We start from the raw sequence: 21494 nt of genomic DNA, 5'->3' as shown, positions 1-21494 counted from the left end.
GTTACCTCAGTTTCGGGTTGAGCGCATCGCGCAGCCAGTCGCCCAGCAGGTTCACCGACAGAACAAGGGCCACCAGCACGAAGGAGGGAAAGATCACCACCCACCAGATGCCGGAAAACAGGAACTCGTTGCCGATGCGGATCAGCGTGCCGAGGCTGGGTTGCGTGGCCGGCATGCCGACGCCCAGGAAGGACAGCGTCGCCTCGGTCAGCACGGCCATGCCGAGGTTGATGGTGGCGATCACCAGCACCGGGCCCAGCACGTTGGGCAGGATGTGCTGCACCATGATGCCGGTGCGCGACACGCCGTTGATGCGCGCGGCCTGCACGTATTCCTTGTTGCGTTCCACCATCGTGGAGCTGCGCACGGTGCGGGCATACTGCACCCAGTTGGTCAGCCCGATGGCCAGGATCAGCACCCAGATGGCCGCCTGCTGGTGCTGCGCCGGCGGCAGCGCGCCGCGCACGATGCCGTTGACCAGCAGCGCCACGAGGATGGTGGGAAACGACAGCAGCACATCGGCAAAGCGCATGATCGCCCCGTCCACAATGCCGCCCACGTAGCCGCCCAGCAGCCCCAGCGAGATGCCGACCACCGCCGCCAGCGCCACGCTGGCAAACCCTACGATCAGCGAAAGCCGCAGGCCGTAGAGGATGCTGGAATAGACGTCGCGGGCCTGGCTGTCGGTGCCCAGCCAATAGCGCGGGTCGCCGCCCTGGACCCAGGCGGGGGGCAATTCGCTGTCGAACAGGTTGAGCTGGCCGATGTCATAGGGGTTCTGGTTGGCCAGCAGGGGGGCCAGGATCGCGGCCGCGAACAGCACGATCAGCACCAGCGCCGAAATCCGCGCCGACCACGAGCGGCGGAAACTCCAGGCCACGTCGCCGGACAGCGCGCGGGAAAGGGTCGAGGTTGCCATGTCCGGTTCCTTTCAATGTGCGGAACGGGTGCCTTCGACGCGCAGGCGCGGGTCGAGCACGACGTAGAGCAGATCGACGATGGTGTTGATGGTCACGAAGATCAGGCTGACCAGCACCAGATAGGCCGCCATCACCGGCACATCGCCGAAGCCGACCGCCTGGATGAACAGCGCCCCCATGCCCGGCCACTGGAACACGGTTTCGGTGATGATGGCGAAGGCGATCAGCCCGCCCAGTTGCAGCCCGAAGATGGTGATGACCGGGATCAGCGTGTTCTTCAGCGCGTGGCGAAAGTGGATGGCGCGGTCCGACAGGCCGCGGGCGCGGGCGAACTTGATGCAGTCGGTGCGCAGCACCTCCATCATCTCGGCCCGGACCAGACGCATGATTAGCGTCAGCTGGAACAGGCACAGCATGATCGACGGCAGGATCAGTGCCTTGAGCCCGGTCACGGTCAGAAAGCCGGTGGACCACCAGCCCACATCCACCACCGTGCCGCGCCCGTAGGAGGGCAGCCACCCCAGCCAGACCGAAAACACCAGGATCAGCAGGATGCCGGTCACGAAGGTCGGCAGCGAAATGCCGACCAGCGACAGGAATTGCAGCGCCTGCGTGCTGAAGGCGCGGGGTCGCAGCGCCGTGAGGATGCCCAGCGGGATGCCCAGCACCAGCGACAGGCCGGCCGCCACCAGCACCAGTTCCGCCGTGGCCGGGAGACGTTCGGCCAGCAGGTTGGAAACCGGCCGGGCGTTGCGCCACGAAAGCCCGAAGTCGCCTTGCGCCGCCCGGGTCACGAAACGGGCGTATTGCACATACAGCGGCTGGTCGAGGCCAAGGCGCGCGCGCACGTCCTCGCGTTCGGCCACGGTGGCATTTTCGGCGACCATGGAATTCACCGGATCGCCCATGAAGCGGAACATCATGAAGGCGATCAGCGCCACGGCCAGCATCACGAAGACCGATTGCACGATGCGGCGGACCAGAAACCCGAGCATGGTTCTCCTCCCTCTGCCGGGAATGGAAAGGGGGCCGCGCCGTTGCCGGCGCGGCCCGCGGGGTCGGCGCTTGACCTGAGCATACCACAGGCGGACGAGGTCGTCGGCGGCCTGCGGCAGCTCGACCTTGTCGCTCGCGGCCCAGGACAGCGGCTGCTGGTGCACCGGCAGCCAGGCGATATCGGCCTTGGCCAGCATCAGCGCCTCGACCATCATGGCCACGCGCTTGTCCTCGTCCATTTCCACGGCGATGGCCTTGGTCAGTTCATCGACCTTCGGGTTGGAATAGCCCGCGGGGGTGAAGGTGCCGTAGCTGCCTTCCTTGCTGGCCAGCATCGCCGACAGCACCGAGAAGCCGTCGAGCATGGGCAGCGTGGCCCAGCCCAGCATGAACACGTCCACCTTGTGCTCGTCGACCTTCTGGAAGTGGATCTGGCGTGGTTCGGTGACCAGACGCGGCTGGAACCCGGCCTGCGTCAGCATCGCGGCCATCGCCTGGCAGATCGCCTCGTCGTTCACGTAGCGGTCGTTGGGGCAGTTGAGGTTGAAGGCGAAGCCGTCGGGGTAGCCCGCCTCGGCCAGCAGCGCCTTGGCGCGGGCCGGGTCATAGGGCAGGCGTTCGTCCATCGCCGCGGTATAGCCCTTGACCTCGGGCGCGATCAGCGAGCCGGTGACGCGCGACTTGCCGCGCATGATGCGGTCGCGGATCAGGTCCATGTTGATCGCGTGATACAGCGCCTGGCGCACCCGCAGATCGGCCAGGGGGTTCTTGCCGGGCGTGTTGCCGTCGACCAGCTCGGGGCCCATGTTGATGCCCATCATGATGCTGCGCAGGCCGGGGTTTTCCAGCATGCGCACGCCGGGGGCGGCGTCGATGCGCGCGGCATCCTGCAAGGGCGCGGGTTCGATCAGGTCGATTTCGCCCGACAGCAGCGCGGCCACGCGGGTTGCGGCCGAGGCGATGGGCGAATGTTCGATGCGGGTCAGGTTGTGGGCCGGGGTATCTGGGCGATGTGCTGCGCGATCTGGTGTCGCGCACCTCGCTGATCGTGGTGATGTATCAGCGCCGGTCGCAGGTGGATTGCGGCCCCGACGAACACGCGGACATCGTGGCGGCGATTGCGGCCGGCGACGCGGCGCAGGCGATGGCGTTGATGGACCATCACATGGACCATCTGGAGGGCACGCTGGATCTGGATGACGACAGCGCCCGCCAGACCGACCTGAAGGATTTGCTGCAATGACCCCGCCGGCCGACCTGCTGATCCGCTGCGCCAGCGTTGTCACCGTCGACCCCGACCGGCGGGTGATCGAGGATGGCTGGATCGCCGTCACCGGCGACCGGATCGCCGGGATCGGCACCGGGCCCGCGCCGCAGGCCGCGCGGGTGATCGACCGGCCGGGGCTGATCGCGTTGCCCGGGCTGATCGACGCGCATTCCCACGCCGGGCACGGGCTGGTGCGCGCGGCCGGCGCCGGCGACGGCGACGCCTGGTTCGACATTTGCGCGGCGATTTACGCCGAGGCCGCCACGCCGGCTTTCTGGGCCGCCGAGGCGCGGCTGGCCGGGCTGGAGCGGCTGATGGGCGGGGTGACGACGGCGGTCGCCTTGCTGGGGGGCGGGGCCGACGTTTACCGCACCGATACGCCCGCGGCGGGCGATGCGCATTGCGCCGCCAGCCGCGAAACCGGCTTGCGCACCATTCTGGCGGTGGGGCCGGGGCGGCTGCCGTTTCCGCGCGGGTTCGGCCCCGACCGTCGCCCGGTGGGCTTTGCCCGGCAGATGGAGGTCGCCGCCGACCTGTTCGCCCGGCATGACGATGTGCTGGGCCGCGGCACCGGCATTGCGCTGATCCTGCCGGTCTATCTGCCAGCGCACTATCTGCCAGCGCACATGGCCGCCGATGGTGCCGAAATCCGTGCGATGGCACTGGCGATGGCCGATCTGCAGGCCCGGACCGGCGCGCTGTTCACCCAGGATGGCCACCGATCGGGCAGCATCGCGCTGGCCGAGGAGCTGGGCCTGCTGTCGCCGCGTGCGGCGCTTGGCCACGGCATCGAGCTGACCGGGGCGGATGTCGCCGCCTTGCAGCGCACGGGGGCCAGCATCATTCACAACCCCAGTGCGATCATGTCGATTTCCGGGCGCTGCCCGGTGCCCGAGCTGATCGAGGCCGGGGTGAACGTCTGCATCGGGTCCGATGCCGGCGCGCCCGACCGTGGCTTCGACATGTTCCGCCACATGGCGCAGGCGATGCATTACCACCGCCGGCATTTCCGCGATGCCGCCGTGCCGCCCGAAGGCAAGGCGCTGGAGATGTGCACCATCGACGCTGCCCGCGCGCTGGGGCTGGAGCGCGCGCTGGGGTCGCTCGAGGTGGGCAAGAAGGCCGACATCGTGCTGCTGGATGGCCGCAAGGCCCATCTGTGGCCGCCGGTGATGGTGCTGAACCGGGTGACCCATTTCGCCAATGCCGCCGATGTCGATACGGTGGTGGTGAACGGCCGGGTGCTGGTGGAGGCGCGGCAGGTCCGGCACCTGGATGCCGGCGCCATCCTGGACGAGGCGCAGGCGATGGCCGATGCGATGTTCGCGGCCATCGGCCGGCCCGATGCCCGGCAGGAATCGCCCGACCTGTGGCGCCGCGCCCGCCGCGCTGCGGCGCCCTTTCGCCCCTCGGGCGAACCCTGACCCCTTGCCGGCGGGCATCGGCGGCACACATGTTCGTGGCTTGTCGCGCCGGGCAGAACCGGGAATATGGCTGGCGGACGAAGGAGGCAACGCGATGCGCCGCAAGGCGGAGAACCGGGCAAGGTGAGGCCGACAGGCGCAAGGGCGCTGTTCCTGGCGGTGGCGGTTGCCGCCATGGCGGCGGGTTGGCTGGTGCTGCGCGGTCAGGTGCCCGACCTGGCCGCCTTGCGCGGCCATGTGGCCGCGCTGGACCAGTGGCGTCAGGCGCACCCGGTGTTGCTGTGGGCGCTGGTCTTTGCCGGCTATGTCGGGGTGACGGCGCTGTCGCTGCCGGTGGCGGTGTGGATGACGCTGGCGGCCGGGGCGCTGTTCGGGTTCTGGTGGGGGTTGCTGCTGGTGTCCTTCGCGGCCAGCCTGGGCGCCACGCTGGCATTTCTTGCGGCGCGGTATCTCTTGCGCGATGCGGTGCGCCGCAGGTTCGGCGCGCGGATGCAAGGCATCGAGGCGGGGTTGGCGCGCGACGGGGCGTTCTACCTGTTTGCCTTGCGCCTGGTGCCGCTGGTGCCGTTCTTTGCCGTGAACCTCGTGATGGGGCTGACGGCGATGCGCACGGCAACCTTTTACCTCGTCAGCCAGGCAGGGATGCTGGCGGGCACGGCCGTTTACGTGAATGCCGGCACGCAGCTGGCGCAGCTCGACAGCCTGTCGGGCATCCTGTCGCCGGGGATGCTGGTGTCGTTTGCGCTGCTGGGGCTGTTTCCGCTTGCGGCGCGCGGCGCGGTGGCCTGGGTCCGGCGGCGCCGGGTCTATGCCGGGTATCGCCGCCCGGCGCGGTTCGACCGCAACCTGGTGGTGATCGGGGCCGGGGCGGCGGGGCTGGTGTCGGCCTATGTCGCGGCGGCGGCGCAGGCCAGGGTGACGCTGGTGGAAAGCGGCGCGATGGGCGGCGATTGCCTGAACACCGGCTGCGTGCCTTCGAAGGCCTTGATCGCCAGCGCGCGGGCGGCGCATCAGATGCGCCATGCCGACCGGCTGGGTCTGGCGCCGGCGGAACCCGTAGTCGCCTTCGACCGGGTGATGGCGCGGGTGCAGCAGGTGGTCGCGGACATCGCCCCGCACGACAGCGTGGAGCGGTATACCGCGCTTGGCGTGGAGGTGCTGGCCGGCCACGCCCGCATCGTCGATCCCTGGACGGTCGAGGTGGCTCTGAACGGCGGCGGCACGCAGCGGCTGACCACCCGCGCCATCGTCATCGCCACCGGCGCGCGGCCGCTGGTGCCCGATCTGCCGGGGCTGGAGGCGGTGGACTACCTGACCTCGGAAACCCTGTGGGAGCGGCTGAAGGGCCAGCCCCGCCCGCCGGCGCGGCTGGTGGTGCTGGGCGGCGGGCCGATCGGGTCGGAGCTGGCGCAGGCCTTTGCCCGGCTGGGCTCGGCGGTGGTGCAGGTGGAACAGGCGCCGCGGTTGCTGGCGCGCGAAGACCCCGAGGTTTCGGCGCTGGTGCAGGCGGCCTTGCAGGCCGACGGGGTGCGGGTGCTGACCGGGCACCGCGCGCTGCGCTGCGGGCAGGACGGCGGCGAAGGCTGGATCGAGGTTGCAGGCCAGGACGGCGCCGTGCAGCGCCTGGGTTTCGATGCGCTTCTGGTGGCCACGGGCCGTGCGGCGCGCCTTACCGGCTTTGGGCTGGAGGAACTGGGGATCCCGGCGGGGCGGGTGGTGGAAACCAACGCCTGGCTGGAAACGCTGTATCCCAACATCCTGGCGGCCGGCGATGTGGCAGGGCCCTGGCAGTTTACCCATGTGGCCGCGCATCAGGCCTGGTATGCGGCGGTGAACGCGCTGTTCGGCGACCTGCGCCGGTTCCGCGCCGATAACCGGGTCATACCGCAGGCCACCTTTACCGACCCCGAGGTGGCCCGCGTCGGGCTTTCGGAATCCGAGGCGGTGGACCGGGGGGTTGCCTTCGAGGTGACGCGCTACGACCTTGCGGACCTTGACCGCGCCATCGCCGACAGCACCGCCACAGGCTTCGTCAAGGTGCTGACCGTGCCCGGCAAGGATCGCATCCTGGGGGTCACCATCGTCGGCCCGCAGGCGGGCGAGCTGATTGCGGAATACGTGCTGGCGATGAAGCACGGGCTGGGGCTGAACCGCGTTCTGGGCACCATTCACATCTACCCGACCCTGGCCGAGGCCAACAAGTTCGCCGCCGGGGCCTGGCGGCGGGCGCATCTGGACCCGCGGCTGTTGCGGCTGCTGCGCTGGTTTCACGACCGGAGGCGCGGATGATCGACGCCGCGCTGATCCCCGTGCAGCGCCGGATGCTGGCGCCGGTGGCCGCCGCGCTGGCGGCGCGCGGCGTGCAGGCCGACCATCTGACGCTGGCGGGCTTTGCCATCGGGGTTCTGGCGGTGCCGGCGCTGGCGCTGGGGTTGTTCGGCTGGGCGCTGGCGGCCATTCTGCTCAACCGGCTGTGCGACGGGCTGGATGGGGCGGTGGCGCGGCACCGCGGCGGCGGCAGCGACCGCGGCGCCTTTCTGGACATCGCGCTGGACTTTGCGTTCTACGCGCTGGTGCCATTGGGCTTTGCGCTGGCCGATCCGGGGGCCAATGCGCTGGCCGCGGCGGTGCTGATCGCGGCTTTCGTCGGTACCGGGTCGTCGTTCCTGGCCTTTGCGGTCATCGCCGGGAAGCGCGGCATGCGGCCCGATGCCTACCCCACCAAGGGCATCTATTACCTTGGCGGTTTGACCGAAGGGGCCGAAACCATCGTGCTGTTCGTGGCGATTTGCCTGTTTCCGCAAGCTTTCGTGCCGCTGGCCCTTGTCTTTGCCGCCGCCTGCGCCATCACCACGGTGACGCGCTGGCTGCAAGGCTGGCGCAGTTTCGGCCCCTCTGACCGTCCTTGACACACCGCCCCTGACACCCGGAAAGCCTGCCATGCGCCTTGCCCTTGCCGCCGCCCTTGCCGCCTTGTCGCTGACTGCGCCGCCCGCGCGGGCCCAGCCGGATTGGCCGGCAACGCTGGAAGCCGCGCGGGGCCAGACGGTTTACTGGAACGCCTGGGGGGGCGATGCGCGCACCAACGCCTTCATCGACTGGGTGTCGCAGCAGACGACGGCGCGTTACGGCGTGCGGGTGCAACAGGTCAAGCTGTCGGACACGGCCGAGGCGGTGACGCGGGTGCTGGCCGAAAAGGCCGCCGGGCGGACCGAAGGCGGCAGCGTGGACCTGATCTGGATCAACGGGCCGAATTTCCTGGCGATGAAGGAACAGGGCCTGCTGCACGGCCCCTTTGTGGCCGACCTGCCCAATGCAAGGTTCCTGGACCTGTCGCCGGGTGCGCCGGCCGCGCTGGATTTCACCGTGCCGGTCGAAGGGATGGAAAGCCCCTGGCGGCTGGCGCGGTTCGTCTTTGTGCACGACAGCGCGCGGGTGCCGCAACCGCCGGCCCGCATGGCCGATTTCGTGGCCTGGGCGGCGGCCAACCCGGGGCGGCTGACGCATCCGAACCCGTCGAACTTCATGGGGGCGACGTTCCTGAAGCAGGCGCTGGTAGAGCTGGCGCCCGATCCGGCGGTGTTGCTGGCCCCGGCCGATGACGCCGCCTATGCCGCCGCCACCGCGCCGCTGTGGGCCTGGTACGATGCGCTGCGCCCGAACCTGTGGCGCGGCGGCGCGGCTTACCCGGAAAACGAATCGGTGCAGCAGCAGTTGCTGAACGATGGCGAAATCGACATCGCCATGTCGTTCGATCCGGCCTCGACCGCGGCCGCCATCGCGCAAGGGCTGCTGCCCGACACCGCGCGCGTTTTCGTGACCGAAGGCGGCACGCTGGGCAATGTGAGCTTCGTGGCGATTCCCTTCAACGCGGCCCACAAGGAAGGGGCGCGGGTGGTGGCCAATTTCCTGCTGGATCCGGCGGTGCAGGCGCATATGCAGAACATCGAGGTTCTGGGCGCCTTTTCGGTGCTGGACCCCGCGCGGCTGGACGCGGCGGGGCGCGCCGCCTTTGCCGCCTTGCCCACGGCGCCTGCCTTGCCGACGCTGGAGGAGCTGGGCCCCTCGCGCCCCGAGCCGCATGCCAGCTGGATGACGCGCCTGACCGAGGACTGGGCGCGGCGCTATACCCGGTGAACGTGCCGCCGCCCGCCCGCGCCCCGGCCTTGCGCGCCGCGCTGCTGGTGGTGCTGGGGTTTGGCCTGCTGGCGCCGATTGCCGCCGGACTGGCCGAGACGTTGCGCGCGGCCTTCGGGGTGATGCCGGGGCTGGGGCTGGTGCAGCCGGGGCTTGGGGCCTGGCGCGACCTGGTGGCGGTGCCCGGGTGCGCGCGTGCGGTGGGGCTGAGCCTGTGGACCGGCCTTGCCTCGACCGGGCTGGCGGTGGGCCTGGCGCTGGGGCTCGGCGCCTGGCTGCACGGGCGGCTGTCGCCGCGGCTGGCGGCGCGCTGGCTGGTGCCGCTGCTGGCGGCGCCGCATGCGGCGGTGGCGATCGGGCTGGCCTTCGTGCTGGCGCCTTCGGGCTGGCTGATGCGGCTGGTGGCCCCGGTGGCCGGTTGGGTGCAGCCGCCGGCCTCCGGGCTGGTGGGCGACCCGCTGGGTCTGGCGTTGATCCTGGGGTTGGTGGTCAAGGAACTGCCGTTTCTGCTGCTGGTGATGCTGGCGGCGCTGGGGCAGCTGCCGGTGCAGGCGCAGATGCAGGCGGGCCGGTCGCTGGGCCGCCGGCCGGCCGAGGTCTGGCTCTGGGCCATCGTGCCGCAGCTTTGGCCGCTGATCCGGCTGCCGGTGCTGGTGGTGTTGGCCTATGGCCTGTCGGTGGTGGACATGGCGCTGATCCTGGGCCCTTCGACCCCGCCGGTGTTGGCCGTGCTGGTGACGCGGCTTTACGTGGCGCCCGATCTGGCGCAGGTGCTGCCGGCCTCGGCCGGGGCGGTGGTGCAGGTGGGTTTGGTCGTGCTTGGCCTCGTGCTGGTCCGGGGCGCCGAAAGGGTGGCGGCGCGGCTGGGCCTGTGGTGGCTGCGGCGCGGCGCGGGCGGCGGCGTGGTTCTGGCGGCGCTGGCCCGCGTGCTGGCGGTTGCGGTGGCCGGGGTGCTGCTGCTGGGCGCGCTGGCGCTGGCCGCGCTGGCGCTGTGGTCGGTGGCCTGGCGCTGGCCCTGGCCCGAGGTGTGGCCGGTGCAATGGTCGCTGGTGGCCTGGCGGTCGGCCGGGCTGGGGCCGGCGCTGGGGCAGACGCTGCTGCTGGCGGGGGCCAGCACCGCGCTGGCGCTGGGGGCGGCGGTGTTGTGGCTGGAGGCCGACGACCGCGCCGGCCGCCCGCCCCGCCCGTGGCTGGAACTGGCGATCGGCCTGCCGCTGCTGGTGCCGCAGGTCGGGTTTCTGTATGGGTTGAACGTGCTGCTGCTGCGGCTGGGGCTGGGCAGCGGTCTTGGGGCGGTGATCTGGGCGCAGGTGGTGTTCGTGTTTCCCTATGTGCTGATCGCCTTGCGCGGCCCCTGGCGGGGGCTGGACCCGCGCCTGACGCGGGTGGCGGCCTCGATGGGCCTGGGGCCGTGGCGGCGCCTGTGGCGGGTGAAGTTGCCGATGTTGCTGGCGCCCGTGCTGACGGCGGCGGCCATCGGGGTGGCGGTTTCGGTGGCGCTGTATCTGCCGGTGCTGTTCATGGGCGGGGGCCGCATCGCCACCCTGACGACCGAGGCGGTGGCCCTGGCTTCGGGCAGCGACCGGCGGGTGACGGCGGCGATGGCCAGCTTGCAGGCGCTGGTGCCGCTGGCGGGCTATCTGGCGGCGGTGCTGGTGCCCGCGCTCGTCTGGCGCAACCGGGCCGGGATGCAGGGGGGCGCGCGATGAGCCTGGAGCTGGAGCGGGTGCAGATCGTCGCGCCCGCGGGCGCGCTGTTCGCCCCGCTGGACCTGCGCATCGCGCCCGGCGCGGTTGCCACGGTGATGGGCGCCTCGGGCGCCGGGAAATCGACCCTGCTGGACGCGATTGCCGGGCATCTGGCACCGGGGTTCCGGCTGGCGGGGCGCATCCGGCTGAACGGGTGCGACCTGGCCGGGCTGGCGCCCGAGGCGCGCAAGGTGGGGCTGATGATGCAGCAGCCGGTGCTGTTTGCGCATCTGAGCCTGGGCGACAACCTGGGCTTCGGCCTGCCGGCGCGGGTGCGCGGGCGCGCGGCGCGGCGGGCGGCGGTGGCGGCGGCGCTGGAACAGGCCGGGCTTGGCGGCCTGCACGACCGCGACCCGGCCAGCCTGTCGGGGGGGCAGCGGTCGCGCGCGGCGCTGATGCGCACCTTGCTGGCCGAACCGGCGGCACTGTTGCTGGACGAGCCCTTTTCCAGCCTGGACGCTGCCTTGCGCGCCGACATGCGGCGCTTTGTCTTCGGCCATGTCCGCAGCCGGGGCATTCCGGCGCTGCTGGTCACCCACGACCCCGCCGATGCCGAGGCCGCCGGCGGCGCGGTTGTGCACCTGACGACCGGAGGCCCCCATGCCGCCGGGGTCTGAGCGCCCGCACATCGTGCTGGTCGGGGCGGGGCATGCGCATCTGCTGGCGGTGCCGGCGATTCGGGCGGGCCTGCCGCAGGCGCGCATCCTGTTGGTCGATCCGGCGCCGGCGGCGACCTATTCGGGGATGTTGCCGGGGGTGTTGGCCGGGCATTACAGGCTGCGCGATGCATCGGTGGATCTGACGGGTTTTGCCCGCCGCCACGGGATCGAGGTGATGCAGGCCGCTGCGGTTGCGGTCGGCGATGGCGCGCTGGAGCTGGCGGGGCCGGCCGGGCACCGCCGGGTGGGGTTCGATCTGGCCTCGCTCGATATCGGCAGCCATGCGCGGATGCCGGAGGTTGCGGGGTTCGAGGCGCATGCCGTCGCGGTCAAGCCGCTGGGCGGCTTCGTTGCGCGCGTCGGGCCGCTGCTGGAGGCGCAGCAGGGCTTGCCGGTGGCGGTGATCGGCGCCGGGGTCGCGGGCGTGGAAATCGCGCTGGCGCTGGTGCATCGCCATGCCGCCCGGGTCACGCTGATCGAGGCCGGGCCGACCATCGGCCGCGGGCTGGCGCCGCGCAGCGTGGCGCTGCTGGAACGGCGGTTGCAGGCGCAAGGCGTTACGGTGGCCGCAGGGGCGCGGGTGCAGGCGGTTTCGGCCGAAGGCGTGGAGCTGGCCGGGGACCCCCGCATTCCGGCGCGGCTGGTGATCGGCGCGGCGGGGGCGCGCGCGGCCGAATGGCTGGCCGGCTGCCTGCCGGTGGACGAACGCGGTTTCGTGCGGGTGGACCCGACCTTGCAGGTGCAAGGGCGCGGCACCCTGTTTGCCGCCGGCGACTGCGCTGCCATGTCACACGCGCCGCGGCCCAAGGCCGGCGTCTACGCCGTGCGACAGGCGCCGATCCTTGCGCGCAACATCGTGGCGCTGGCGCGCGGCGCGCCGCTGGTGCCCTATGCGCCGCAGGACGATTTCCTGAAGCTGGTCACCTTGGGCGAACGCGCGGCGGTGGCCGAATGGCGCGGGCTGACGCTGCAGGGCCGCTGGCTGTGGCGGCTTAAGGACCGGATCGACCGCGGCTTCATGGCGCGGCTGGGGCACTGAGCCGAGGGCGTTCGGTGGTTGGGGAAGATCGCTGCGATCTGCAAAATGCTGCGATTTCGAACGCTACTTCGCCTTTTGACGTCGGCGACGCGACGGCGGGCGCGCCTCGCGCCGGATTGGCTGCCACGGTCGCGTGCCCGGCCCGGCATGGGAAAGGAAAACATGGCGTTCGGGCTGGCGGCAACGCGGTTGCATCTTCTTTCAAACGACCGTTTCAAACAGTGTTGCAAGATTGCAAATCATGGTCGAAAGCCCTCCAGGGCCGCAATCGCCCGGCTGGCGACCGGCCGGGCACCCGGGCAGGCGCTTGCAATGACGGGCGCTTGTGCCTAACACCATGCGGCAGCGCACGAACGGGCCGCCGCAGGGAAGAGTGGCCGAGTGGTTTAAGGCAGCGGTCTTGAAAACCGCCGATGGGCAACCATCCGTGGGTTCGAATCCCACCTCTTCCGCCAGCGCCGCCAGGATCGCCCCGGGCTCAGCGCCCCGGCCCGGCCGTTTCCCGGCGGAACACCCACAGGTGCATCAGCACGAAGTTCAGCACCGGCGCCATCACCACGATCGCCGCAGACCCGGCCCAGTGGCTTGCGCCCAGGCCGGCGGTGACCCCCTGCATTACCGCCATGCAGGCCAGCAGCGTCAGGCCATGCACCGCAAGGTAACGCAGCAGCTCCGGCCCCCCGGGCGCGCGCGAACGGAAGGTGGCGCGGCGGTGGCCAAGGTAGTTGACCGGCAGCAAGACCAGATAGGCCAGCGCCGCCGCCACGGGTTCGGAAACCGGGTGCACCAGACCCGCCACCACCAGCGCGTAGGCGGCACTGGTCGCCCCGCCCACGATGCCGAAGCGGATCATCCGGGCCGGCAGCGCCTGCGACCTTGCCAGCCACTCCAGCGGCCTAACCACCCTTCACCGCCAGGCACCAGTATTGCGCGCCGAACGGCAGCCGGCCGAACCAGCCGTCCACGGTCATCAGCGTCTCGGTCTGCGGCGGGATCGACAGCACCGAACGCGCGATCACCTGCGTGGCGCCGGCCTTGCGGAACAGCTCCACCGTCTGCCCTCGGGTCAACAGCACCGCGTCGCGGTCGATTGGGCAGGTGTTGACAATGCGGCGGGTGACCGGATTCCAGGGGTTGTGCTCGATCACCAGCGCCAGCCCGCCCGGGCGCAGCACGCGCAGCATGTCGGCGGCCAGCGCCTGCCACTGGGCCGGGGGCACGTGGTGGAACACGCAGATCGCCATCGCCATGTCGAAACCGGCGTCGTCGAACGGCAGGCGGTCGCCGCCATAGGCCATGTAGCGGTAATCGGGAAAGCGCGCCTTCGCCTGGTCGATCGAGGCCGAAGATACATCCACCCCCGTCACGCTGCGAAACGATGGCCCGATCAGGTCGTGGATTTGCCCGATGCCGCAGCCCACGTCCAGCAGGTCCATGTCGGCCGGGCTTCGGCCGCGCGCCGCCAGCAACCGCGCGATCAGCCTTGCCTTGTGACGGGTAAAGAAATCGTGACTGGCACCGAAGCGGCCAAGGCTTGCGTCGATGGTTTCCGAATAGCGCCCGGCCACCCCGTCGAAGATCTCCTCGTTGACCGACTTGCCCGCCATGTCACCACCGCTTCCACGGCGCGCGCCCGGTTTCCCACAGCCCGTGCAACAGGTCGCGCTCGCGCAAGGTGTCCATCGGTTGCCAGAACCCGGCATGCGCAAAGGCCGTCAGCTGCCCGGTTTCGGCGAGCCGCTGCAGGGGCTCCTTTTCCCACACCGTCGCATCGCCTTCGATCAGGTCCAGCACCTTGGGCGACAGCACGAAGAAGCCGCCGTTGATCTGGGTGCCATCGCCCGCCGGCTTTTCGGTAAAGGCGGTGACCGCCGACCCCCGGGTCTGGATCACGCCGAACCGGCCAGGGGGCACCACCGTTGTCACCGTGGCAAGGCGGCCTTGCGCCCGGTGGTGGTCGATGCTGGCGGTGATGTCCACATCCGACAGCCCGTCGCCATAGGTCATGCAGAACGCCTCGTCCCCCGCGACCCAGGGCCGGATCCGCCGCAGCCGCCCGCCGGTCTGGGTATCGAGGCCCGTTTCCACCAGCGTCACGCGCCAGGGCTCGCCCCCGCCCTGCTCATAGACCGTGTCGCCGGTGGCATAGTCAAAGGTCACCGCAGCACTGGAATGCAGCCGGTAGTTGGCGAAGTATTCCTTGATGACATAGCCGCGATAGCCCAGGCAGATGACGAAGTCGTTGATGCCGTGGGCGGCATAGATCTTCATGATGTGCCACAGGATCGGCTTGTCGCCGATTTCCACCATCGGCTTGGGGCGCAGGTGGCTTTCCTCGGAAATGCGGGTGCCGCGCCCGCCGGCCAGGATGACGGCCTTCATGCCCGCGCCCTTTCCGTGTCGGGCGCGCGGTCCAGGTTCAACGAGGTTTCGATGATGGTCAGCGGGCGCACGCGCACCTCCTCATAGATCCGGCCGACGTATTCGCCCAAAATCCCGATCAGCATGGCATTGAGCCCGATGGACCCCAAGAGCAGCACCGCCAGCGTGGCAAAGCCGGGCGGCCAGTCGGCCCCCCCCAGGGCGTAGCGGCCGACATACCACAGGATCATCAGGAAGGCGCCCAGGAACGCCGCCATCCCTATCCAGGTCGCCAGCCGCAAGGGCACCAGCGAATGATTGACGATGCCGTCCATGGCAAAGCCGAACAGCCGCCGCACCGGGAATTTCGATTTGCCGAATTCGCGCGCCGAACGGTCATACGGGATGCCGGTCTGCCGCGCCGACAGCGCCGACACCAGCCCGCGCGTATAGGGCCGCGCATCGCGCACCTCGCGCAACCGTTCGATCACGCTGCGATCCACCAGACGGAAATCGCCGGCGTCGTCGATCATCTGGTCGTCGGAAATGCGCCGCAGCAGCCGGTAGAACCCCTTGCGCGCCAGTTGCAGCACCGCAGCCTCTTGCCGCTTGCGCCGGATGCCCACCACCACATCATGCCCCTGCCGCCAGAGCTTGAGAAACTCCAGGATCAGCTCGGGCGGGTCTTGCAGGTCGCAGTCGATCTGCACCGCCGCATCGCCCGAGACGTTGCGGAACGCCGTCAGGACCGAGCGCTGGAACCCGAAGTTGCGCGCCAGCCGGATCACCCGCACATCCGGGTCACGCGCGGCCAGCCCGGCCAGCAACTCGAACGTGCGATCGGTGGAGTGGTTGTCGGAAAAGAACAGCTCCAGCCGGTATTCATCCGCCACGCGGGCAAAGACCTCGCGCACCGCGCGATAGCACCGCTCGACGTTGTCTTCCTCGTTGAAGACCGGCACGATGACCGAGATCAGCGGACGGTCCTCCACGCGTCAGTCCTCCAGCACTTCGAAGCGCGGCAGCGGCATCACGAACCTGGACTTCAGCCCCCGGGCGCGCAGTTGCTCCCTGATCGGCTTGGCATAGTGCCAGGCCAGCAGCAGCACGAAATCGGGCTGTTCGCGGATGAGGATCGAGTTTTCCACGATGGGCTGGTGCAGGCCAGGCAGATACATCCCCAGCTTCAGCGAGGTGGGCTGCTCGGCCAGATAGGGCAGCAGCTCCGGCTTCATCCCGCAGAAGTTCAGCAGCGTGGAACAGCGCCCGGGGCAGGAATTGCCGACGAACGAGTGCCCGTTCTTCTTCGCCCGATAGGCGAACTCCATCAGGTCGTCGCGGGTGCGATAGGCGTTGTCGGAAAACGCCTTGTAGATGGCGCCGTCGGCCAGCCCGGCTTCGGCTTCCACCGCCAGCAGCGCGGCCACCGAAGGGTCCATCGGCCGGGTGCCCTTGCGGGCGACATAGGCGCGGATGTTGCCGCCGTAACGGTCGGCGCGCTGCACGTGGAACACCTCCATCCCGTAGAAATCCACCAGCGTCACCAGCGATTTCAGCGAATAGGTGCGGATGTGTTCGTGATAGATCGTGTCGTATTGCGCGCCCTTCAGCACATCCAGCAGGTAATGGCTTTCGGTGATGAACACGCCGTCATTGGCCAGCAGCGCCGCGATGCCGCGCATCACCTCGCCCAGGGGTGCCATGTGGGCAAAGACGTTGGTGGTGGTGACAACCTTTGCATGGCCGCGTTCGGCCACGATGTCGCGGGCGACGGCTTCGGTGAAAAAGCTCTGGATCGTCTCGATCCCGTTTTCGGCGCGGGCGATATGGGCGATGTTGGTGGGCTCGACCCCCAGGGCGACCATGCCCTTCTTGCGAAATCCGGTCAGCAGCGTGCCGTCGTTCGACCCGATGTCCACGCACAGGCTGCCGGGTTCCAGCCCGATCTTGCCGATGACGCTGTCGGCGAAGGCCTCCTGATACACCCGCAACTCGGCGGTAATGCCCGAGCGGTAGGGGTATTCCGGGGCATAGACCACGCTGCCATCGACCACGTGATCCAGCTGGTTCAGGGTGCAGCGCGGGCAGCGCCATTGCCGCAAGGGGTAGAACACCTCGGGCATGTCCAGCCGGTCGGCCGTCAGCAGGCTGTCGCACAGCGGCTGATGGCCCACGTCCAGCACCAGTTCCAGATCCTCGCAACCGCAGATCTGGCAGCGGGACAGCTTGCCGGGGGAAACGTCGTGGTCGACCATGAATGCCTCTGGGTATGGGTGCCGCGCCGGTCAGCGGCCTTTCCCGCCGCTCATATCCGGCGGAAAGGCGGCTGTCCACGCGGCGTTGAAGGCAGGCGCGTCTTCGGCAAGACCCAGCCAGCGCGCGATGTCGGCGCGCGCGGCCGGGCGGCCGTCGCCGGCGATGCCGCCAAGCGCCACCTCGCGCAAGGCCCCGGCATGGCCGGCCCGGATCGCCTGCGCCTGCAAGGGGCGGATGCGCGCCATTGCCGCCAGCGTCAGGTCCAGCGCCTGCACCGCCTGCGCCACATCGGCCAGCGGGTGCATGGCCCCGGCCAGAAAGCCGCGCAACTCGGCCTCCAGCGGGCTGGCGTGGCCGGCGGCCACGTCCAGCGGGGCGCCGTTCAGCATGGCGGCGCCGGGTTCGGCGGCAAAGTCCAGCGCCGCCTCCAGCCCCGCGCCGCTCAGCGCCAGGTGCCGCACGCGTTGCGCAGCCCCCCGGCACAGGCGGATTTCCGCGGTTGCATCGCCCGCCTGCCAGGTCAGGTCCACCCGCGCACCGCCATCGGCGATGGCGGCGGCGGTCAGCGCCGGGTCTGCCGGCAACAGCGGGCGCAGCACCGACCAGGCATGCGGCAGCACATCCTGCACCACGTTCAGGCTGGCATCATGCGTCTTGGCGGCGCCGTGGCGATGCTCGGACGTGGGGTCGGACCAGGTCAGCACCAGGTGCTGCGGCCGGCCTGCGGCCAGAACGGCGGCGCGAAAGCGGGCAAGGTAGCCTGCGTGCAGAAACACAAGGCCGGTCCGGCAGGTGCCGCCGGCGGCCAGAATGGCATCCGCCTCGGCCCGGGTCAGGCAAAAGGGCTTTTCCACCAGCACCGCCTTGCCCGCCGCCAGCGCGGCCAGCACGGTTTCGGCATGGTCGCGCGCACGGCGGGCGATCAGCACATGGGCAATGCCCGCATCGCGCCAGATCGCATCCAGCCCGGCCATCCGCCAGCCTTGCGGGCGGTCGGCCCAGGCCGCCGGGTTGCCCGGCGAACACACCGAGACCGGCCCCGGGTCGATCCGCGCCAGCACCGACCCCAGCACCCGCGCCCAGCGACCGCCGCCGACAATGGCAACGCCGCTCACAGCCGGCCCGCGTAGGCGTCGATCTGGGCCAGCGTCTCGGCCTGCATGTCGGCCCCGGCGGCGGCGGCCAGATACCAGCGCGCGGTCCATTCCACCGCCTCGGCCAGCTCCAGCGCCGGGCGCCAGCCCAGTTCGGCCCGGGCCCTGGCGCTGTCCAGCGCCAGCATCCGCGCTTCGGGTTTGCCGTCGCCCGGTACCACGCGCACCCCCGGCGCCACGCCTGCGGCGGCGAAACGGTCCAGCAGCGCGGCCACGGGCACGCAGTCGGGCGGCAGGGGGCCAAAGTTCCAGGCCCCTTCGCCCGGCACCCTGCCGTCGATCGCCGCTTCGGCCAGGTCCAGATAGCCGTGGCACAGCACCAGCGCGTGCTGCCAGGGCCGGACCGAGGCAGGGGCGCGGATTTCCAGCGCGCGGCGGGCGGCCAGGGCGCGGAACAGGTCGGGCACCAGCCGGTCGGCCGACCAATCGCCCCCGCCGATCACATTGCCGCCGCGCGCGGTCACGACCGGCACGCCGGCGCGCTCGAAATAGCTGCGCCGCCAGGCCAGCACCGCCATTTCCGCCGCCGATTTCGAGGCAGAGTAGGGATCCTTGCCGCCCAGCGGGTCGCTTTCACGATAGGGCCAGACCCATTCGCGGTTTTCGTAGACCTTGTCGGTGGTCACCACCACCACCGCGCGCAAGGGGGCAACGGCGCGGCAGGCCTCCAGCAGGTTGGCGGTGCCCATAACGTTGGTGGCAAAGGTGCGCAGCGGTTCGTCGTGCGACAGCCGCACCAGCGGCTGCGCGGCCAGGTGAAACACCACCTCGGGGGCGATCTCGGCCACGGTCCGGGCCAGCGCCGGCGCATCGGTGATGTCCAGCATCCGGCCCGCCACCCGTTCGCCCACGCGCGCCAGGTCGTGCAGCGCCGGGGCGGTGTCGGGCGGCAAGGCCAGGCCATGCACCTCGGCCCCCATCCGCGCCAGCCACAGCGCCAGCCAGCCGCCCTTGAACCCGGTGTGCCCGGTCACCAACACCCGGCGCCCGCGCCAGAACTCGGCCTTGGCCATGCTTTCCCCCTGCTTTCGGGCCGTTCTGGGGCGCGTCGCGCGCTGCGTCAAGCCGCGATCCCGCCTGCGGCGTCAGGGCGCGATGCGGTACAGCTGCAACCCGTCGCAGGTGGCCACCCGCGGCAGGCCCGGCACCTCGCGGTCGGCGATCACATGGGTGGCGCCCAGCCGCGTGGCCGCGGCCCAGTCGGGCGGCACATCCGGGCCGCGGTCGGCCAGCGTGCCGATGCGGCTGCCCCAAAGGTCGAAATAGGCCGCAAGCGCGGGGTCGGCCGCCAGCCGGTCGGCGATCACCGGGCGGAAGGCGCGCTTGTAGGCCAGAGGGTAATAGTTGTGATACCCGTCGATGGCCGCGATGCCGTGCAGCGGCGCCAGCATCGGATCGGGGCCATAGGACAGCACCCGCCCTGCCCCCGGCGGCAAGGCGGCGGCCAGGCAGGCATAGGCGGCCGGCCGGGTGTGCCGGCCCCAGGTTTCCACCCCGCGGGCCAGATCCGCCGGGCCAAGCGCAGCCAGCGCCGCCCCCGCCTGCCGCAAGGCCGCACCGCGGCCCTCCGCCTTCAGCGTGGCGCGGATGGCGGCGACCTGCCCGGCCGGCACCGCCGCTTTCAGCGCCGCCGGGCCAAAGCCCATGCCCGCCAGCACCGCCAGCCCCAGCGAGACTGCCACCGCCCACCGCACCGCCCGCCCCGGCACCATCGCCGCCAGCACCAGCACCAGCAGCGGCGCGAACAGCAAGAAGCGGTGCCACTGGATCGACCCCAGCGGCCCCAGGTGCAAGGCCGCCAGCGGCTCGGCCAGCCGCACCGCCACCGCCAGCGCCACGAACCCCGCCACCACCAGCGCCGCCCGCCGCCGCCCGGCCCACAGCGCCGCCACCAGGATCACCGGCACATGCAGCGCCGGCGTGACAATGGCGTGGTAGGCGCTGCCCAGCGTGGCCAGGTTGGCCAGCGTCCCGGCCACCCATTCGGCCAGCGGCGCCGTTGGCAGCACCGGCACCCAGTCCGCCCGGTGCGACGGCACCCCCGACAGCACCGACAGCACCAACCCCGCCGAAGCCGCCAGCGCAGCCCCCAGATAGGCCGCAAGCAGCCCGATCCGCCCTGCCCCCGGCCAGCGCCCCAGCATCGCCGCCAGTGCCAGTGCCGCCACCGGCAGGAACAGCGCATGCAGCGCAAAGGCGCTGTTCAGCCCCAGCAGCGCCGCCGCGCCCCATTCCCACGGCCGCACCCGCCCGGCCCGGAACACCAGCGCCAGCATCAAGGGCGCCCCGGCCAGCCCCGCCCCATAGCTGGAATACGACAGCCCGAAGGCCGCAAGGCAGGCCAGCGCCGCCCCGCCGTGCAGCCCCAGCGTGGCCAGCAGCACCCGAAAGCCGGCATAGGCCAGCACCAGCAACCCCGCCTCGGTCAGCGCATAGGCCCAGACTGGCGGAAAGGCCGCATACAGCAGCCCCAGCGGCTGCAAGGTGCGGGCAAAATCGGCCCAGCCCAGCACACCGCCCAGAAACACCGAAAACGCCGCCGGGTCGGCGCCCGCGGCCCAGAACCGGCCGATCACGGCGGAATACACCACCTCGGAATCCAGGTTGTCGTGCACCCCGGCGGCGATGCTGCCCCACAGCGCCAGCGGCACGGCAAAGCGCGCCGCCAGCAGCAGCAGGAACAGGCGGTGGGCGCGCAAGGCGGCAAACGGCATCGGCGGTCTCGGTCGCGGGGCTCCGGCTGCCGGTGTGGCGCCGCCGCCCGCGCAACACAAGAGCCAAGCGCGCTGCCTGGCCGCGGAATGATCGCCTCGCGGTCTCCGGCCGGCAGGTCGAACGGCCCTTCGCCCCAGCGCCATCAACCGTGCGCCTTGCGGCCCGGCCCCGACGGTAATCGCATCGCCAGGACGAGACACCATCATCCGCCCGGTCTTGCAGCTGTGGCCGGCGGTGGTGGCCGCGCCTTGCACCACGTAAATCCCCCGGCTCTCGTGATCGTCCGGCAAGGGAAAGCGCACGCCTGGCACCAGAACGACAGCCAGATAGAAGGCGTCGGAACACAGCGTCGCCGGCGCCGCTGCGCCACAGGCCCGGCCCAGAATCAACCGGGCGCTGGCGCCGTCGGCCGCCAGCCCCGGCAGGCTGTCCTTGCCGTGGTGCTCGAACGCGGGGGCCATGTCCTCGGCGCTTTCGGGCAAGGCGATCCGGGTCCGGGTCCCGAGCAGCGATTGCGGCGCCTGGTGCGACTCTGCCGTCGAGCGCTCCGAATGCGTGACCCCGCGCCCCGCCACCATCCAGGTCACCGCGCCGGGGCGGATGATCTGGTCGGGGCCCAGACTGTCGCGGTGCCGGAAATGCCCGGAATACAGGTAGGTCACCGTGTCCAGCCCGGCATGCGGGTGCGGGCGCGCGGGATGATGAGCGTTTCGATGGCGTCGGTGCCGATCTCGTCGGGGCAACCGGGGGGCAAGCGTGGGGTTCCAGCTCATGCCGGTTTCCTTTGGGCAAAGTCTGGACCTGTGCACCCGCGCCGC

Annotated in this window: 18 protein-coding genes, 1 tRNA gene and 1 pseudogene; 9 read left to right on the top strand and 11 right to left on the bottom strand. The window is 70.7% G+C overall.

Going from position 1 to position 21494, the window contains the following annotated elements; translation table 11 throughout:
• Position 1: 1 nt before the first annotated feature.
• The 3 genes and pseudogenes from ACK4S2_RS02505 to ACK4S2_RS02495 all read right to left on the bottom strand — a co-directional run.
• Positions 2–919, bottom strand: a complete 918-nt coding sequence (locus tag ACK4S2_RS02505; protein ID WP_409619980.1) for an ABC transporter permease — start codon at positions 917–919, stop codon at positions 2–4.
• Between the two features lie 12 nt (positions 920–931).
• Entirely contained in the window at positions 932–1915 is a 984-nt protein-coding gene (locus ACK4S2_RS02500) for an ABC transporter permease (protein ID WP_409620058.1), read from the bottom strand.
• 330 nt (positions 1916–2245) lie between these two features.
• Positions 2246–2902 (bottom strand): annotated as a pseudogene (locus tag ACK4S2_RS02495) (ABC transporter substrate-binding protein); the annotation flags it as partial.
• Between ACK4S2_RS02495 and ACK4S2_RS02490 the strand changes: the two are divergent.
• The 9 genes from ACK4S2_RS02490 to ACK4S2_RS02450 all read left to right on the top strand — a co-directional run bounded on the left by ACK4S2_RS02490 (position 2863) and on the right by ACK4S2_RS02450 (position 12645).
• Positions 2863–3159, top strand: coding sequence for an FCD domain-containing protein (locus ACK4S2_RS02490; RefSeq protein ID WP_409620056.1), 297 nt, complete (start codon positions 2863–2865; stop codon positions 3157–3159). The pseudogene ACK4S2_RS02495 and the gene ACK4S2_RS02490 sit on opposite strands and share 40 nt — an antisense overlap.
• Positions 3156–4607, top strand: a complete 1452-nt coding sequence (locus ACK4S2_RS02485; RefSeq protein ID WP_409619978.1) for an amidohydrolase family protein — start codon at positions 3156–3158, stop codon at positions 4605–4607. Before ACK4S2_RS02490 ends, ACK4S2_RS02485 begins: the two co-directional genes overlap by 4 nt.
• Positions 4608–4730: 123 nt before the next feature.
• Entirely contained in the window at positions 4731–6896 is a 2166-nt protein-coding gene (locus ACK4S2_RS02480) for an FAD-dependent oxidoreductase (protein WP_409619976.1), read from the top strand.
• Complete coding sequence (locus ACK4S2_RS02475; protein WP_409619975.1) at positions 6893–7516, top strand: CDP-alcohol phosphatidyltransferase family protein; 624 nt, start codon at positions 6893–6895, stop codon at positions 7514–7516. Before ACK4S2_RS02480 ends, ACK4S2_RS02475 begins: the two co-directional genes overlap by 4 nt.
• 31 nt (positions 7517–7547) lie before the next feature.
• Complete coding sequence (locus tag ACK4S2_RS02470; protein WP_409619973.1) at positions 7548–8744, top strand: ABC transporter substrate-binding protein; 1197 nt, start codon at positions 7548–7550, stop codon at positions 8742–8744.
• Positions 8741–10453, top strand: coding sequence for an ABC transporter permease (locus ACK4S2_RS02465; protein ID WP_409619971.1), 1713 nt, complete (start codon positions 8741–8743; stop codon positions 10451–10453). The genes ACK4S2_RS02470 and ACK4S2_RS02465 overlap by 4 nt, the downstream gene beginning before the upstream one ends.
• Positions 10450–11109, top strand: coding sequence for an ATP-binding cassette domain-containing protein (locus ACK4S2_RS02460; RefSeq protein ID WP_409619969.1), 660 nt, complete (start codon positions 10450–10452; stop codon positions 11107–11109). Before ACK4S2_RS02465 ends, ACK4S2_RS02460 begins: the two co-directional genes overlap by 4 nt.
• Positions 11093–12190 carry an FAD-dependent oxidoreductase gene (locus ACK4S2_RS02455; RefSeq protein WP_409619967.1) on the top strand — a complete coding sequence of 366 codons (1098 nt, stop codon included), beginning with the start codon at positions 11093–11095 and terminating at the stop codon, positions 12188–12190. The genes ACK4S2_RS02460 and ACK4S2_RS02455 overlap by 17 nt, the downstream gene beginning before the upstream one ends.
• 367 nt (positions 12191–12557) lie before the next feature.
• A tRNA-Ser gene (locus ACK4S2_RS02450) sits at positions 12558–12645 on the top strand.
• A 23-nt stretch (positions 12646–12668) separates the two neighbouring features.
• Here the strand turns inward: ACK4S2_RS02450 and ACK4S2_RS02445 are convergent.
• From ACK4S2_RS02445 to ACK4S2_RS02410, 8 genes are all read right to left on the bottom strand, one after another.
• On the bottom strand, positions 12669–13094 hold the full coding sequence (locus ACK4S2_RS02445) for a GtrA family protein (protein ID WP_409619965.1): 426 nt from the start codon (positions 13092–13094) through the stop codon (positions 12669–12671).
• A complete protein-coding gene (locus tag ACK4S2_RS02440) occupies positions 13087–13797 on the bottom strand; it encodes a class I SAM-dependent methyltransferase (RefSeq protein WP_409619963.1) in 711 nt (236 codons plus the stop codon). The genes ACK4S2_RS02445 and ACK4S2_RS02440 overlap by 8 nt, the downstream gene beginning before the upstream one ends.
• A 1-nt stretch (position 13798) precedes the next feature.
• The gene (rfbF, locus tag ACK4S2_RS02435; protein WP_409619961.1) at positions 13799–14572 is read right to left on the bottom strand and encodes a glucose-1-phosphate cytidylyltransferase; all 774 of its coding nucleotides are present in this window, start codon (positions 14570–14572) and stop codon (positions 13799–13801) included.
• Positions 14569–15543 (bottom strand): glycosyltransferase family 2 protein, encoded by a 975-nt coding sequence (locus tag ACK4S2_RS02430; protein WP_409619960.1) that lies wholly within the window; start codon positions 15541–15543, stop codon positions 14569–14571. Before ACK4S2_RS02430 ends, rfbF begins: the two co-directional genes overlap by 4 nt.
• A 3-nt stretch (positions 15544–15546) precedes the next feature.
• Entirely contained in the window at positions 15547–16806 is a 1260-nt protein-coding gene (locus ACK4S2_RS02425) for a class I SAM-dependent methyltransferase (protein ID WP_409619958.1), read from the bottom strand.
• Between the two features lie 30 nt (positions 16807–16836).
• The gene (locus ACK4S2_RS02420; RefSeq protein WP_409619956.1) at positions 16837–17922 is read right to left on the bottom strand and encodes a Gfo/Idh/MocA family oxidoreductase; all 1086 of its coding nucleotides are present in this window, start codon (positions 17920–17922) and stop codon (positions 16837–16839) included.
• The gene (gene rfbG, locus ACK4S2_RS02415) at positions 17919–18974 is read right to left on the bottom strand and encodes a CDP-glucose 4,6-dehydratase (protein ID WP_409619954.1); all 1056 of its coding nucleotides are present in this window, start codon (positions 18972–18974) and stop codon (positions 17919–17921) included. Before rfbG ends, ACK4S2_RS02420 begins: the two co-directional genes overlap by 4 nt.
• Before the next feature lie 72 nt (positions 18975–19046).
• Positions 19047–21338 carry a DUF6044 family protein gene (locus ACK4S2_RS02410; protein ID WP_409619952.1) on the bottom strand — a complete coding sequence of 764 codons (2292 nt, stop codon included), beginning with the start codon at positions 21336–21338 and terminating at the stop codon, positions 19047–19049.
• Positions 21339–21494 lie beyond the last annotated feature (156 nt).

The organism is Gemmobacter sp. (assembly GCF_046292685.1).
In the GTDB taxonomy this organism is placed as follows: Bacteria; Pseudomonadota; Alphaproteobacteria; order Rhodobacterales; family Rhodobacteraceae; genus Wagnerdoeblera.
The sequence above is the reverse complement of the archived record's forward strand: the minus strand, read 5'-3'. Positions and strand labels throughout refer to the sequence as shown.